This is a genomic window from Streptomyces sp. NPDC056883 (genome assembly GCF_042788835.1).
Taxonomy (GTDB): domain Bacteria; phylum Actinomycetota; class Actinomycetes; order Streptomycetales; family Streptomycetaceae; genus Streptomyces; species Streptomyces stoeckheimensis.
Genome location: NZ_JBHUBS010000002.1, coordinates 352,230 through 364,688, shown reverse-complemented (window position 1 = coordinate 364,688; position 12,459 = coordinate 352,230). Strand labels below are relative to the sequence as shown.

Here is a 12,459-nt window from a genome sequence, read left to right as displayed (position 1 = left end):
GTGTGTCGTGCTACGCCCTCCCCGGCCGGTCCAGTATGGCCGCTGATGTACGCAGTGTGTACGGCGCGGGGCGGCTCCCGGGGCCCATGCGGCGCATCGCTTTCAAGATGTGACCTGGAGGCAGCTGCCAGCGCAGACCTGCGGGAATGCTGCGCAGCAGGCTACCGGTGAGACGCAGGCGGCGGGTGACGCTGCGCGGGGCCGGTGCGGGGCGGCCGTACAGCTGGTGCGCCCAGCCGGGGAGGGTCGCGTAGGCGAGGCCCGCGAACGGGCGCCACACCAGGTTTCGGCCAGGGACGAGGAGGGGGTGGATCGGCGGGGCGGACAGGAAGGCGTCCACGGCGTGGGCGTCGGGTCCGGCGGCCAGCTCGGGGCGGATCCGCTCGAAGTAGGCGGCGAGGGCCGCGGTGTCCCCCGGTACCCCGGACGGGTCGAGCCCGACGAGCCGGGCGTTGACGCGGTTCTCGGCCACGTAGCGGTCCGCCTGCGCGGGGGTGAGGGGGATCCCGGAGCGGCGCAGGATGTGCAGGAAGCTGTCGATCTGGGCGCAGTGGATCCAGAGCAGCAGCTCGGGCTCGTCCACGCGGAACCGTGTTCCGGTGGCCGGATCGGTCGCCGACAGCAGGGTGTGGATCTTGCGGACGCGGGCGCCGGCCCGCTCGGCGGCCTCGGTGGTGCCGTAGGTGATCGTGCCGACGAAGTCGGCGGTGCGCAGCAGGCGTCCCCAGGCGTCGCCCCCGCCGTTCTCCCCGCTGAAGGCGGAGCTGTTCTCCATGACACCGCGGACCGCGCGCGGGTGCAGGGCCTGGAGGTAGAGCGCGCGGACCCCGGCGATCCACATGACCGGGTCGCCGTGGCACTGCCAGGTCACGGAGCCCGGGCCGTACAGCCCCGGATCGGGTCCTGACAGCCCCGGATCGGGTCCTGCGCTCTCGTCCATGTCCGGCTCCTCCCCCGTCGCCCGCCCCGGTACGCCGCATCGGCCGCGCGGGCTCTTCCAGCATTCCACCGAACGGCCGCACGCACGCACGTGGACGCCACTAGGCTTTCCGGCCGGCGGACCGCACCCGCCTCCCCTCGCGACGCGGAGGCACGGTCATGGTCATGCGTACGGGACAGCTCGAAGGGCAGGTCGCCGTCGTCACGGGCGGTTCGTCCGGCATCGGCCTGGCGACGGCCCGGCGCTTCGTTGAGGAGGGCGCCCGGGTCTTCGTCACCGGCAGGCGGCCGGAGGAACTGGCCGCGGCGGTCCGCGACCTGGGCCCGGACGCCGTGGCCGTCCGTGGTGACGCCTCCCGCGTCGCGGACCTGGACCGGCTCTACGCGGCGGTCGCCGCCGCGGGCTGCGAGGCGATCGACGTGCTGGTCGTGAACGCGGGCGGCGGCCCGCCCGGCGGCTTCGCGGAGTTCACGGAGGAGCAGTTCGACGCCACCGCGGACCTCAACTTCCGGGGCGCCTTCTTCACCGTCCAACGGGCCCTGCCGCTGCTGCGCGACGGCGCCTCGGTCATCCTGCTGGGTTCGGCCGCCGGTTCCTCGGCGTCCACGCGGTACGGGGTGTACGCCGCCACGAAGGCGGCCGTACGGTCCCTCGCGCGCAGCCTGGCCCTGGAGCTCGCGGGGCGCGCGATCCGGGTCAACACCCTCAGCCCGGGCCCGATCGCCACCCCGGCGCTGGCCGGTGCGCCGGCGCACGTACGCGAGCGGGCGACCGCCGGAGTCCCGCTCGGCCGGGCCGGACGCCCCGAGGAGGTGGCCGCGGCGGCCCTGTTCCTCGCCTCGCGGGAGAGCAGCTTCATCACCGGGATCGAACTGTTCGTGGACGGCGGAGCCGGCCAGGTCTGAGCCGGCCGGCTCCGAGGAGCGGGACGCTGTCCTACGGCGCTTGGGGCTGGATCTGGTGCGCGCCCCTCCTCCTGGCCGACATGGCCCGGGGGCCTGCGCCGTCGATGTGCGGGAGCCGGGACGGGCACCGAGCATGAGTCCATGGCCACCACGGAAGACACACCCGACGAGGTCGAAGCCGAGGTCGAAGCCGGGGCCGGGGCCGGCCGCGGGACGAAGAGGCAGTTCATCTCCTGGGTGACGCTCGCCCTGATGACGACCGCCTCCGTCTCCAGCCTCCGCCCCTCGCCCTCCATGGCGATCTACGGTCTCGCCGCGGTCTTCCTCTACCTGCTGCCCGCCGTCGTCTTCCTCCTGCCCACCGCCCTGGTCGGGGCCGAGCTGGCCTCGGGCTGGTCCGGCGGCATCTACCGGTGGGTCAGCGAGGCGCTCGGCAAACCGCTCGGGTTCGTCGCGGTGTGGTGCCAGTTCGCCATGACCATCGCGTACTACCCGAGCCTGCTGGCGTACGTGGCGAGCACCTTCGCCTACGTCATCGACCCCCGGCTCGCCGAGAACGGGCTCTACGTCGCGGTCGTCATCGTCGTCGTCTACTGGACCGGGGTCTGGATCTCCTCCCGGGGCACGAAGACGGTCGCGGGGCTCTCCTCCGCCGGGCTCGTCATCGGCACGCTGGTCCCGGGCGTGCTCCTGGTGGTCCTCGGCATCGTCTTCCTGGGCCAGGGCAACCCCTCCGCCCAGCCCATGGGCGCCTCCCACTGGCTTCCTCCATGGACGGGGCTCGCCAGCCTGGTCCTGATCGTCAACAACTTCCTGTCCTACGCCGGCATGGAGATGAACGGCGTACACGTCTCCTCGCTGCGGCACCCGAAGCGCGAGTACCCGAAGTCGATGTTCCTGGCGACCGGCCTGGTCCTGCTGATCTTCATCCTTCCGGCCCTGGCCATCTCCTGGGTGATGCCGTCCTCGGAGCTGAGCCTCACCGCCGGGCTGATGCAGGCCTTCCAGGCCTTCTTCGACCACTTCCACATCGGATGGATGACGAAGGTCGTCGGGGTGATGCTGGTGGCGGCGGCGCTCGGCGGCATGCTCACCTGGCTGTCCGGCCCGGCCAGGGGCCTGGTCCTGCTCTCCCGCCAGGAGGGCTACCTGCCCCCGGTCTTCCAGCGGTTCAACAAGTACGGCACCCCGCAGAACATCATGGTCGCGCAGGGCGTGATCACCACGCTGATCGGTGTGCTGTACGCGTTCAGCGACGACGTCTCCAGCGCGTACTGGATGTTCTCGGTGATCACGGTGCAGATCTATCTGATCGCCTACCTGCTGATGTTCGCGGCGGTGGTCAGGCTCCGCAGGACCCGGCCCGAGGTCGAACGCGGCTTCCGGGTGCCCGCCGTGACCTGGGTGGCGGGCACCGGCGCCGTGGCCTCGGTCGCCGCACTGCTCATCGGCTTCGTACCGCCGGACCAGTTCGGCGGCCAGCCCCTGTGGCGCTACCTCCTGATCGTCGGCGGCGGCCTGCTGCTCCTGGGGGTCCTCGCTCCGGTGTGTTTCCTGAAGTTCCGCAAACCGAGCTGGGTCCACCCCGACCACCGGCAGGACGCCCCTTCGCGGGACGGCCGCCGGTAGGAGGGCGTCTCAGCGGCGGACCCGCGGCATGCCCAGGCCGATCCACGAGATGATCTCGCGCTGGATCTCGTTGTTGCCGCCGCCGAAGGTGAAGATGACCGCGCTGCGGTAGCCGCGCTCCAGTTCGCCGTGCAGGACCGCGCCCGCGGAGCCGTCCTTGAGGGAGCCGGCCGCGCCGACCACCTCCATCAGCCAGGCGTACGCGTCCCTGCGCGCCTCGGAGCCGTAGACCTTGACGGCGGAGGCGTCCTGCGGGGTGAGGTTGCCGTCCTGGACGGCATTGACCATCTGCCAGTTCAGCAGCTTCATCGCGTCGAGGCGGGCGTGGGTGCGGGCGAGGCGGCCGCGGACCCAGGAGAGGTCGATGACGCGGCGGCCGTCGGCGAGCTTGGTCTCGGCGGCCCAGCGCTGGACGTCGTGCAGGGCGCGGATGGCCATGGTGCCGTGGGCGGCGAGCGTGACGCGCTCGTGGTTGAGCTGGTTGGTGATCAGGCGCCAGCCCTTGTTCTCCTGGCCGACGCGGCGGCTCGCGGGGACGCGGATGTTCTCGTAGTAGCTGGCCGTGGTGTCGTGCGAGGCCAGGGTGTTGATGAGGGTGCAGGAATAGCCGGGGTCGGAGGTCGGCACGAGGAGCATGGTGATGCCCTTGTGGGCGGGGGCGTCCGGGTCGGTGCGGACGGCGAGCCAGACCCAGTCGGCGGTGTCGCCGTTGGTGGTCCAGATCTTCTGCCCGTCGACCACGTAGGTGCCGGTCTCCTCGTCGCCCTCGCGGACGGCCTTGCACTTGAGGGCGGCGAGGTCGGTGCCGGCGTCGGGCTCGCTGTAGCCGATGGCGAAGTCGATCTCCCCGGCGAGGATCTTGGGCAGGAAGTACGCCTTCTGCTCGTCGGTGCCGAACTGCATGATGGTCGGCCCGACGGTGTTGAGCGCCATCAGCGGCAGCGGTACGACGGCCTGTGCGGCCTCGTCGAAGAAGATGAACTGGTCCATGGGCGACATCCCGCGCCCGCCGTACTCCTTGGGCCAGCCGACCCCCAGCCAGCCGTCGGCACCGAGCCTGCGGATGGTCTCCCGGTAGAAGCGCTTCTGTTCGGCCGGGTCCTCGTACCGCGCGTAGACGTCGTCCGGGATCAGTTCGGCGAAGTAGGCGCGCAGCTCGGCGCGCAACCGCTGCTGCTCAGGCGTGTATTCGAGGTGCACGGCCCCTCCGGGTCTCTCGTGGCTCAGGTCGCGCGGCCGTCCGCCGCCGCCGCTGCGGGGGCAGACTAGAACCTGTTCCAAGAATCCGGAAGGGTCAGCGGGTCATGTCGTCGGCGGGCGCTCGGCGGGCCTCACCCCGGTTCCGCCCCGCTCGGGCCGGATCAGGACCTTGATGTGCTCCTCGGGCCGCCGCAGGGAGGCGAAGGCCGCGTCCAGTCCGCCGAAGCCCGCTTCTCCCGTGACCAGGGACGCGGGGTCGATGCGGCCTTCGGCCAGGCGGGCGAGGGTGGCGCCGAACTGTTCGGGCGGGTAGGTGAGGCACATGCGGATCGTGACGTCCTTGTAGATGCCGACCACCGGCCGGATCACGTCCTCGGTCATCACCCCGCCGATCTGCAGGATCTCGGTGCCGCGCGGGACGGTGTGCAGGAGCTGGTTCAGCATGCCGGGTACGCCCACGCAGTTCACGACCACCGTGGGGCGCGGGCGGGCTCCCGCCAGTTCCGCGCAGAGGCGTACGGGGTCCTGCACGGCCGGGTCCACCACCGCGTGCGCGCCGAGCCGGGCGGCGGCCGCCCGCCGCAGCGGCGAGGGGTCGGAGGCCACGACCGGTCCGGCGCCGCGCTCCAGCAGTGCGGCGACGGCCCCGAGGCCGACCGGGCCGCAGCCGATGACCACGGCCGGGGTGTTCCTTCCCGCCGCGCTCCGGGCGATGTTGCCGAAACCCACGGCCAGCGGCTCGGTGAGCGCGGCGAGCCCGAGGTCCAGGGACGGCGGGACGGGCAGCAGCGCCTGCGCCTGTACGACGATCCGTTCGCCGAATCCGCCGGGGAAGGCATTGCTGTAGCCCACGGTCCGCACGACCCCGCCCGGGTCGACCGCCCAGGGCAGGCCGACGACCCCGGTGCCCGGTTCGGGACCGGTCGCGCCGGGCCCGTAGGAGAGGACCCGGCCGGAGAACTCGTGGCCCATCACCAGCGGCCGGTTCGGGTCGAAGAGGAAGCTGGTGGTTCCGCTGTCCCGGGAGGCCCGGAGGAACTCGTCGGTGTGCGCGACGGCGCTCAGGTCGGAGCCGCAGATCCCGCAGGCTGCGGTCTCCACGAGCGCCTGCCCGGGGCCGGGCACCGGATCCGGGTGCTCCCGTACGCGGAACCGGCCGTCTTCGAGCACCGCGGCCCTCAACGGACCTCTCCCTTGCGGGCGATGGCGTCCATCGTGGCCCGGCGCATCGCCCCGATGAACCGTTCGCTGTTGCGCCCGGCCCACTCCAGACTTGAGCGGCGTGCTTCGGTGTGGCCGGTGAGCCGGGGGACGACCCGCTCGGCGAAGAGCTCCAGGCTGCGCAGGGCGGCCGCGGGCTCGGCGAGGTCCAGCTGCAGGATGAGGAAGGTTCCGAACCCGCCGGTCTTGTCCGCGAGCTGCTCGATCCGCTGCACGGCGTCCTCGGGGGTGCCGATGACGGCCCGGCCGAAGGTGGGCAGCCCTTCGGTGGTCCACCGCTCGACCGCACCGGCCGGGGTGGCGCAGCCGTCCAGCCGGGTACCGCTCAGCTTCTCGATGTAGTCCACGAGGTCCGGCGTGCCGTACTCGGCTTCGTGCAGGGCCTGTTCGCGGGTCTCGGCCAGGTGCACCGGGGTGACCAGCCGCCAGGCGGAGCGGTCGGCGGCGCGGCCGGCTTCGCCGCAGGCCCGCTCGTGGGCGGCCCAGTTGGCGTCGAGCGCCCCGTACCCGGCGGGGTCGGCCGCGGCGAGCGAGAGCATCCCGACCCCGTGGCGTCCCGCGAGCACCGCCCCGGTCGGCGATACGGCGGAGGCGACCGCGACCTCCAGCTCCCGGCCCCGGTAGGGCCCGAGCTGGAGCCGGGCCTCCTCCAGGGCGAACCAGTCGGTGGCGGCCGTGACCGTCTCCCCGCGCAGCAGCCGCACGATCGCGTCGAGGGCGTCGGCCGTCATCGCGCGGGAGCGGAGCGGGTCGACTCCCGTCATGAAGGCGTCCGAGGGCAGTTGGCCCGGACCGACCCCGAGCATGGCCCGGCCCCGGGACTGCTGGTCGAGCTGGCAGATCCGGTCGGCGAGGATCAACGGCTGGTGGTAGGGGAGGGAGTTGACCCCGGTCCCGAGCATGATCCGGCTGGTGCGTTCGGCGGCCGCGGCGAGGAACACCTCGGGCGAGGCGATGATCTCGTACCCCGCGGAGTGGTGTTCCCCGGCCCACAGTTCCTCGTAGCCGAGCCGGTCCAGGTCGGCGGCGAGGTCGAGGTCCCGGCGCAGCTGGAGCGCCGGGTCGCCGTCGGGCCGGTGGTAGGGGGCGAGGAACACCCCGAAGCGGTGCGGAAGATACGGCTGCGGCATGTGCGGTGGCCTTCCCTCGGCGGCGCCTGCTCTGCTCCGGCATCCGACGAAACACCGCCCGGGGCGCAGCTTCAATGCCGCCGCGGCCGTCCTCCCACTGAGTGGGAGGATTCCCGCGGGCCGCCGCTCAGGTGTGGCTCAGGCGCATCTCAGGCGTGGCTCACGTGTAGAGGAACGTGTAGTCGAAGTACACGAGGTCGCGGATGCCGTCGAAGCGGAAGGTGCCCGAGGGGACCACGTCCAGGCCTTCCTCCAGGGCGACCTTGTCGTACGTCGGGCTCTGCTTCCAGGCCGCGCTGGAGGGTATGTACGGTTTCAGCGGGGCGGGCAGCCCGGACAGGGAGCCGACCTCGAAGTGGTGGGCGGGATCGCGCATGATGCGGTTCGCCGTACCCTGCTTGAGATGGGCGACGCCCACCAGGCGCATGCGGGAATCCGGGCTCGGGATCGACCGTTCGTTGTCGGACTCGTCGATGTCGTAGCCGAGCCAGTGTGCGTCGGACACGTCGCCCAGCGCGGTCCAGAAGCGCCGGTTGAGCGGCGCCAGATCGGTGCGGACCTTCTCCGCGTCTTCTCCCTCGGGCCACATGACGTAGCCGAGCCCCGCCGCGCCGAGCAGCAGCGGGGCCCCCAGTCCCAGGAGAAGCCGCCGTCTGCTGCTGAGGCCCCGCTGTGCGTCCATACAGTCCCCCCGATACCCGATTCGGTCAGTTCAGGGCGCTGATCATAGCGGCGGCCGTCGCCGTCATCGCCTCCCGTGCGGCGGTCAAATACGGGCGGGGATCCGCGGGGGTGAGATGGGTGCGGATGGCTTCGGTCATCGCCACGTTCAGCGCGGTGCCGATGTTGACCTTCCGGATGCCCCCGGCGACGGCCGCGGCGAGTTCCGCGTCCGGCAGACCGGAGGATCCGTGCAGCACCAGCGGCACGTCGACCGTCTTGGCGAGGCGGCCGAGCAGCACGTGGTCCAGGGCCGCGGTGCGGCTGGTCATGGCGTGGCTGCTGCCGATGGCGACGGCCAGCGCGTCCACTCCGGAGTCGGCGACGAACCGCCGCGCCTCGTCGGGGTCGGTACGGGCGCCGGGTGCGTGCGGGTCCAGCGGCGCGGCCCCGTTCTTCCCGCCGACCTCGCCCAGCTCGGCTTCGATCCAGAGGCCGTTGACGTGCGCCCAGTCGGCGGCGGAGCGGGTGGCCTCCAGGTTCTCGGCGTAGGAGAGGTGCGCGGCGTCGTACATGACCGAGCTGAATCCGGCGTCCACGGCCTGCCGCAGCAGTTCGGAGTTCTTGACGTGGTCCAGGTGCAGCCCGACGGGGACCCCGGCGGCCTCGGCGATGGCCACGGCCGCGCGGCTGATGGGCAGCAGTGCACCGCCCCGGAACTTCACGGCGTTCTCGCTGAGCTGGAGCATCACGGGGAGTCCGGCCGCTTCGGCGCCCGCGACGACCGCTTCGGCGTGCTCCAGCGTGATGATGTTGAAGGCGGCGACGGCGCGGCCCTGGGCGGCGGCATCCAGGACGAGCCGGCCGGCGGAGACGAGGCTCATCGGACGGCCTCCTCGTCCGTGGTGAGGATGACGGACCGGGTCAGGTTGCGCGGCGCGTCCGGGTCCAGCCCCTGGTGGGCGGCGACGGCGATGGCCAGGCGGTGGACGCGGACCAGCTCGGCGAGCGGGTCGAGGTGCCCGGCCACCCACTGGGCTCCGGTCCCCCGGACCTGTTCGGCGAGCCCTTCGGGGGCGTCGCCGAGCGACCAGGTGACGGTGCCGGGCGCCGAGACGCTGATGGGGCCGTGCCGGTACTCCATGGCCGGGTAGGACTCGGCCCAGGCCAGGGCGGCTTCGCGCATCTTCAGGGCGGCCTCGTCGGCGAGTCCGACGCTCCAGCCCCGTCCGAGGAAGGTGAACTGCCCCCGGGTCTCCAGCTCCGCGGGGAGCGGCTCGGCGAGCGCGGCGCGCGCGTCGGCGATGACGGACGGGCTGTGCAGGCCGACGTGGGCGCGCAGCAGGGTGAGGGCGGTGGTGGCGAAGCGGGTCTGCACGACGGACTGCTCGTCGGCGAAGTCGAGGACGACGAGCGCGTCGGCGAGGGTGATGACGGGGGTGGCGGGGTCCCCGATGACGGCGGTGGTGGGCACGCCCGCGTCCCGCAGCCCGGCCAGCAGGTCGAGGACCTCGGTGGTGGTCCCGGACCGGGTCAGCGCGACGACCCGGTCGTAGCGCCGGTGGCGGGGGAACTCCGAGGCGGGGAAGGCATCGGTCTCGCCCTGCCCGGCCTCCTCGCGCAACACGGCGGCGGCCCGGGCCATGTAGTACGAGGTCCCGCATCCGACGATCGCGGTACGCTCCCCCGGCCGCGGCAGCACCGCCCGGTGTTCCGGGGCCAGTTCGGCGGCCCGCTCCCAGCATGCGGGCTGCGTGCCCAACTCGTACGCGACATGGCTCATGGCTGCTCCCTAGCGCGGTGCGTGCACCCCTGAATGCTTGTTCCTGCAAGATACTGCGCTCTTTCGCGCAACTTCAAGCATCTCAGGGGTGATCTCCTGCGTTAATCTCGACGTATGGGCCAAGAGAGAGCGTCGAACCGAACAGTGACGCGCCCCTCGAAGACAAGACCGGAAGGGCGGCCGATGACCCGCAAGGAACGCTGGCAGACACTGCTGGACCTGCTGGTGGAGCGGGGCGAGCTGGAAGTGGAACCCGCCGCCGAGGCCCTCGGCGTGTCCGCCGCCACCATCCGGCGCGACCTCGACCAGCTCGCCGAGCAACAGCTGCTGGTGCGCACGCGCGGCGGAGCCGTGCTGCACGGGGTCAGTTACGAACTCCCGCTGCGCTACCGCACCTCGCGCCGGGCCGCCGAGAAGAGCCGCATCAGCGAAACCGTCGCGGCGCTGATCGTCCCCGGCGAGGTGATCGGCCTGACCGGCGGCACCACGACCACCGAGGTGGCGCGCGCGCTGGCCGCCCGCCCCGACCTCGCCACCGGCTCCCCCGCCCTCACCGTGGTCACCAACGCTCTGAACATCGCGGGCGAGCTGGTCATCAGGCCGCAGTTCAAGATCGTGCTCACCGGCGGCGTGGCCCGGCCCCAGTCCTACGAGCTCACCGGCCCGCTCGCCATGGAGGTGCTCGGGCAGCTCTCCGTGGACACCGCCGTCGTCGGCGTGGACGCCTTCGACCCGGCCGACGGGGCCGCCACCCGGCACGAGGACGAGGCGGCCATGAACCGCCTGCTCTGCGAACGCGCCCGCCGCGTGGTGATCGCCGCCGACTCCAGCAAGCTCGGCGTCCGCGCCTTCGCCCGCATCGTCGCCACCGACGCCGTGGACGTACTGGTGACGGACACCGGCCTGTCCCCGTCGGTGGCCGAGGCCTTCGAGGCGGCCGGCGTGGAGGTCATCCGCGCCTGAGCACCCGGCCGGGGGCGGGCGGGCCGGTGCGGGGGCGCCCCGGGGCGTCCTCTCGCAGCCTCCTAGACTCCCCGGATGGCAGACGATCTTCTCCGGCTCACCGTCCTGGGCAGTGCGACGCCCTACCCGCGCGCCGACAATCCCTGCTCCGGCTACTTGCTCGAAGGCGGCGGCGCCCGGGTCTGGGTCGACGCGGGCAGCGGAACGCTCGGGCCGTTGCAACGCCACGTAGGACTCGGCGAGTTGGATGCGATCTGGATCTCGCACCTGCACGCCGACCACACGGCCGACCTGCTGACCGCGTACTACGGCCTGCTGTACGCCGACGTACGACGGCCCGCGCCGCTCCCCCTCTACGGGCCGCCCGGCATCGCCGACCGGCTGGCGGGGTTCCTCACCAACGGCCCGGACCGCAGCCCGGTCGAGGCCGCCTTCGAGGTCCACGAGCTGTACGACGGCCACCGCGCGAGGGCCGGAGCGCTCGACCTCACCAGCGGGGCGGTGTCCCACGGCATGCCCGCCTTCGCGCTGCGGGCCGAGTCGGGAGGCCGGTCCCTCGTGTACTCCGGGGACACGGCGCCCTGTTCGGCCCTGACCCGGTTCGCCGAGGACTGCACGCTCCTGGTCTGCGAGGCCGACAGCTCCGCGCACCCGGCCGACGCCGAACCGGTGCACCACACCCCCGAAGAGGCCGGCGACACCGCCCGCGCGGCACGCGCCGGGCGCCTGGTCCTCACACACCTCGGCCGGGACCTGGATCCGGCCGAGGCCGTGTCCCGCGCCGCCGCCCGCTACTCCGGGCCCGTGGAGCACGCGGCACCCGGCGCCGTCTTCGCCCTCGTCTAGGCCGTCTCGGTCAGTGTTCCGGGAGCCGGTCCGCCTCACGGGTCAGGGCCGCCAGCACCGGTGCGATCAGCGGGTGCGCCTCGGCGCCGCGCCGGGTGGCGGCGAAGACGCGGCGGGTGGGCGCCGGGCCGGACACGGGGCGGACCTGGACCTCCTTGAGGTCCATGCCGCGCAGCGCCGAGCGCGGCACGAGGGCCACTCCGGCGCCGGCGCCCACGAGGGCCACGACGGCCCGGAAGTCGTCGGAGGAGTGCACCAACCTGGGCTGGAACCCGGCCAGTTCGCAGGCGAGGAGCATCACGTCGTGGCAGGGGTTGCCGGGGTACTGGCCCACCCAGTCCGCAGCCGAGAGGTCGGCCAGGGACACCTCGGGCAGGTCCCCGAGCGGGTGTCCGGCCGGGAGGACCGCGTCGAAGGGCTCGGCGTAGAGCGGGAGCACGGACAGCCGGCCGTCGTCGGCGCCCGGGGCGCCCCGGTACTCGACGGCCAGCGCCAGGTCCGCCTCCCCGTCGAGCAGGAGCAGCAGGCTCTGGTCGCCCTCCGCGTCGCGTACGCGCAGCCGGATCCCGGGGTGGTCCGCGGCGAGCCGGGTGATGGCGGGGGCCAGTACCTCGGCGATGCCGGTGGCGAAGGCTGCCACGGTGACCTCGCCCGCCGAGCCGCCCGCGTAGGCGGCGAGTTCCGCCTCCGCCCGCTCCAGCTGTGCGAGCACCTCGTGCGTGTGCCCGAGCAGGATCTGCCCGGCCGCGGTGAGCCGGACGCCCCGGCCGCTGCGGGTCAGCAGGGCGTGCCCGGTCTCCTGCTCCAGCGCCGCGAGCTGCTGGGACACGGCGGAGGGGGTGAGGTAGAGGGCTGCGGCCGCGGCGGTCACCGTACGGTGGTCCGCGACGGCCCGCAGGATGCGCAGCCGGCGGGGGTCGATCACCCTGCCATTCTCGCAGGCCGCGGGGCCCGGCGGCCCCGACCGATCGGGCGGGGCCCGCACGCCCCGAGCCGGGGCGGCTCGCCCCCCACCCGGGTATCCGTACCGGAGCCCGGGGCCGGGTGCTGTCCCCTACCCGCCCTTCGCCCGTTCCCCGGGCTGCGCCCGGACCCCCTGGGGCTCCGCCCCAGACCCCGCGCCTCAAACGCCGGCGAGGAGGGGTGCTTTGGCGTGGACGGGGAGACCAGGCCGGGCCGGGG

The 12,459-nt window shown here is 73.1% G+C and carries 12 protein-coding genes; 4 read left to right on the top strand and 8 right to left on the bottom strand.

What is annotated here, in order from left to right; all coding sequences use genetic code 11:
• Positions 1–10: 10 nt before the first annotated feature.
• On the bottom strand, positions 11–940 hold the full coding sequence (locus ACFRU2_RS07020; RefSeq protein WP_382968610.1) for an oxygenase MpaB family protein: 930 nt from the start codon (positions 938–940) through the stop codon (positions 11–13).
• A 164-nt stretch (positions 941–1,104) separates the two neighbouring features.
• Between ACFRU2_RS07020 and ACFRU2_RS07015 the strand changes: the two genes are divergently transcribed.
• Entirely contained in the window at positions 1,105–1,845 is a 741-nt protein-coding gene (locus ACFRU2_RS07015) for an SDR family oxidoreductase (RefSeq protein WP_382968607.1), read from the top strand.
• 141 nt (positions 1,846–1,986) lie between these two features.
• A complete protein-coding gene (locus tag ACFRU2_RS07010) occupies positions 1,987–3,474 on the top strand; it encodes an APC family permease (protein ID WP_382968604.1) in 1,488 nt (495 codons plus the stop codon).
• 9 nt (positions 3,475–3,483) lie between these two features.
• Here the strand turns inward: ACFRU2_RS07010 and ACFRU2_RS07005 are convergent, their stop codons facing one another.
• The 6 genes from ACFRU2_RS07005 to ACFRU2_RS06980 form a co-directional block, all read right to left on the bottom strand.
• The gene (locus tag ACFRU2_RS07005; RefSeq protein ID WP_250739108.1) at positions 3,484–4,674 is read right to left on the bottom strand and encodes an acyl-CoA dehydrogenase family protein; all 1,191 of its coding nucleotides are present in this window, start codon (positions 4,672–4,674) and stop codon (positions 3,484–3,486) included.
• A gap of 102 nt (positions 4,675–4,776) precedes the next feature.
• Positions 4,777–5,856 (bottom strand): zinc-binding dehydrogenase, encoded by a 1,080-nt coding sequence (locus tag ACFRU2_RS07000; protein WP_382968602.1) that lies wholly within the window; start codon positions 5,854–5,856, stop codon positions 4,777–4,779.
• Positions 5,853–7,025 (bottom strand): LLM class flavin-dependent oxidoreductase, encoded by a 1,173-nt coding sequence (locus tag ACFRU2_RS06995; RefSeq protein WP_382968599.1) that lies wholly within the window; start codon positions 7,023–7,025, stop codon positions 5,853–5,855. Before ACFRU2_RS06995 ends, ACFRU2_RS07000 begins: the two co-directional genes overlap by 4 nt.
• 160 nt (positions 7,026–7,185) lie before the next feature.
• Positions 7,186–7,707: a hypothetical protein gene (locus ACFRU2_RS06990; RefSeq protein ID WP_382968596.1), complete on the bottom strand. Its 522-nt coding sequence runs from the start codon at positions 7,705–7,707 to the stop codon at positions 7,186–7,188.
• 25 nt (positions 7,708–7,732) lie between these two features.
• Entirely contained in the window at positions 7,733–8,569 is an 837-nt protein-coding gene (locus ACFRU2_RS06985; protein ID WP_382968594.1) for a ketose-bisphosphate aldolase, read from the bottom strand.
• Positions 8,566–9,468 (bottom strand): SIS domain-containing protein, encoded by a 903-nt coding sequence (locus ACFRU2_RS06980; RefSeq protein WP_382968591.1) that lies wholly within the window; start codon positions 9,466–9,468, stop codon positions 8,566–8,568. The genes ACFRU2_RS06985 and ACFRU2_RS06980 overlap by 4 nt, the downstream gene beginning before the upstream one ends.
• Before the next feature lie 183 nt (positions 9,469–9,651).
• On the opposite strand from ACFRU2_RS06980, the gene ACFRU2_RS06975 reads away from it, so the two are divergent.
• Together ACFRU2_RS06975 and ACFRU2_RS06970 are read left to right on the top strand one after the other, a co-directional pair.
• On the top strand, positions 9,652–10,431 hold the full coding sequence (locus ACFRU2_RS06975; RefSeq protein WP_250739083.1) for a DeoR/GlpR family DNA-binding transcription regulator: 780 nt from the start codon (positions 9,652–9,654) through the stop codon (positions 10,429–10,431).
• Between the two features lie 75 nt (positions 10,432–10,506).
• A complete protein-coding gene (locus ACFRU2_RS06970; RefSeq protein ID WP_382968588.1) occupies positions 10,507–11,277 on the top strand; it encodes an MBL fold metallo-hydrolase in 771 nt (256 codons plus the stop codon).
• Positions 11,278–11,287: 10 nt separating this feature from the next.
• Here ACFRU2_RS06970 and ACFRU2_RS06965 read toward each other — a convergent pair whose 3' ends face one another.
• Positions 11,288–12,202, bottom strand: a complete 915-nt coding sequence (locus ACFRU2_RS06965; protein WP_382968585.1) for a LysR substrate-binding domain-containing protein — start codon at positions 12,200–12,202, stop codon at positions 11,288–11,290.
• Positions 12,203–12,459: the final 257 nt, after the last annotated feature.

Coding starts and splice junctions, on each gene's coding strand:
- ACFRU2_RS06995 (WP_382968599.1), bottom strand. CDS start 7,025: ATGCCGCAGCCGTATCTTCCGCACCGCTTCGGGGTGTTCCTCGCCCCC.
- ACFRU2_RS06980 (WP_382968591.1), bottom strand. CDS start 9,468: ATGAGCCATGTCGCGTACGAGTTGGGCACGCAGCCCGCATGCTGGGAG.
- ACFRU2_RS06975 (WP_250739083.1), top strand. CDS start 9,652: ATGACCCGCAAGGAACGCTGGCAGACACTGCTGGACCTGCTGGTGGAG.
- ACFRU2_RS06990 (WP_382968596.1), bottom strand. CDS start 7,707: ATGGACGCACAGCGGGGCCTCAGCAGCAGACGGCGGCTTCTCCTGGGA.
- ACFRU2_RS07015 (WP_382968607.1), top strand. CDS start 1,105: ATGCGTACGGGACAGCTCGAAGGGCAGGTCGCCGTCGTCACGGGCGGT.
- ACFRU2_RS06985 (WP_382968594.1), bottom strand. CDS start 8,569: ATGAGCCTCGTCTCCGCCGGCCGGCTCGTCCTGGATGCCGCCGCCCAG.
- ACFRU2_RS07020 (WP_382968610.1), bottom strand. CDS start 940: ATGGACGAGAGCGCAGGACCCGATCCGGGGCTGTCAGGACCCGATCCG.
- ACFRU2_RS06970 (WP_382968588.1), top strand. CDS start 10,507: ATGGCAGACGATCTTCTCCGGCTCACCGTCCTGGGCAGTGCGACGCCC.
- ACFRU2_RS07010 (WP_382968604.1), top strand. CDS start 1,987: ATGGCCACCACGGAAGACACACCCGACGAGGTCGAAGCCGAGGTCGAA.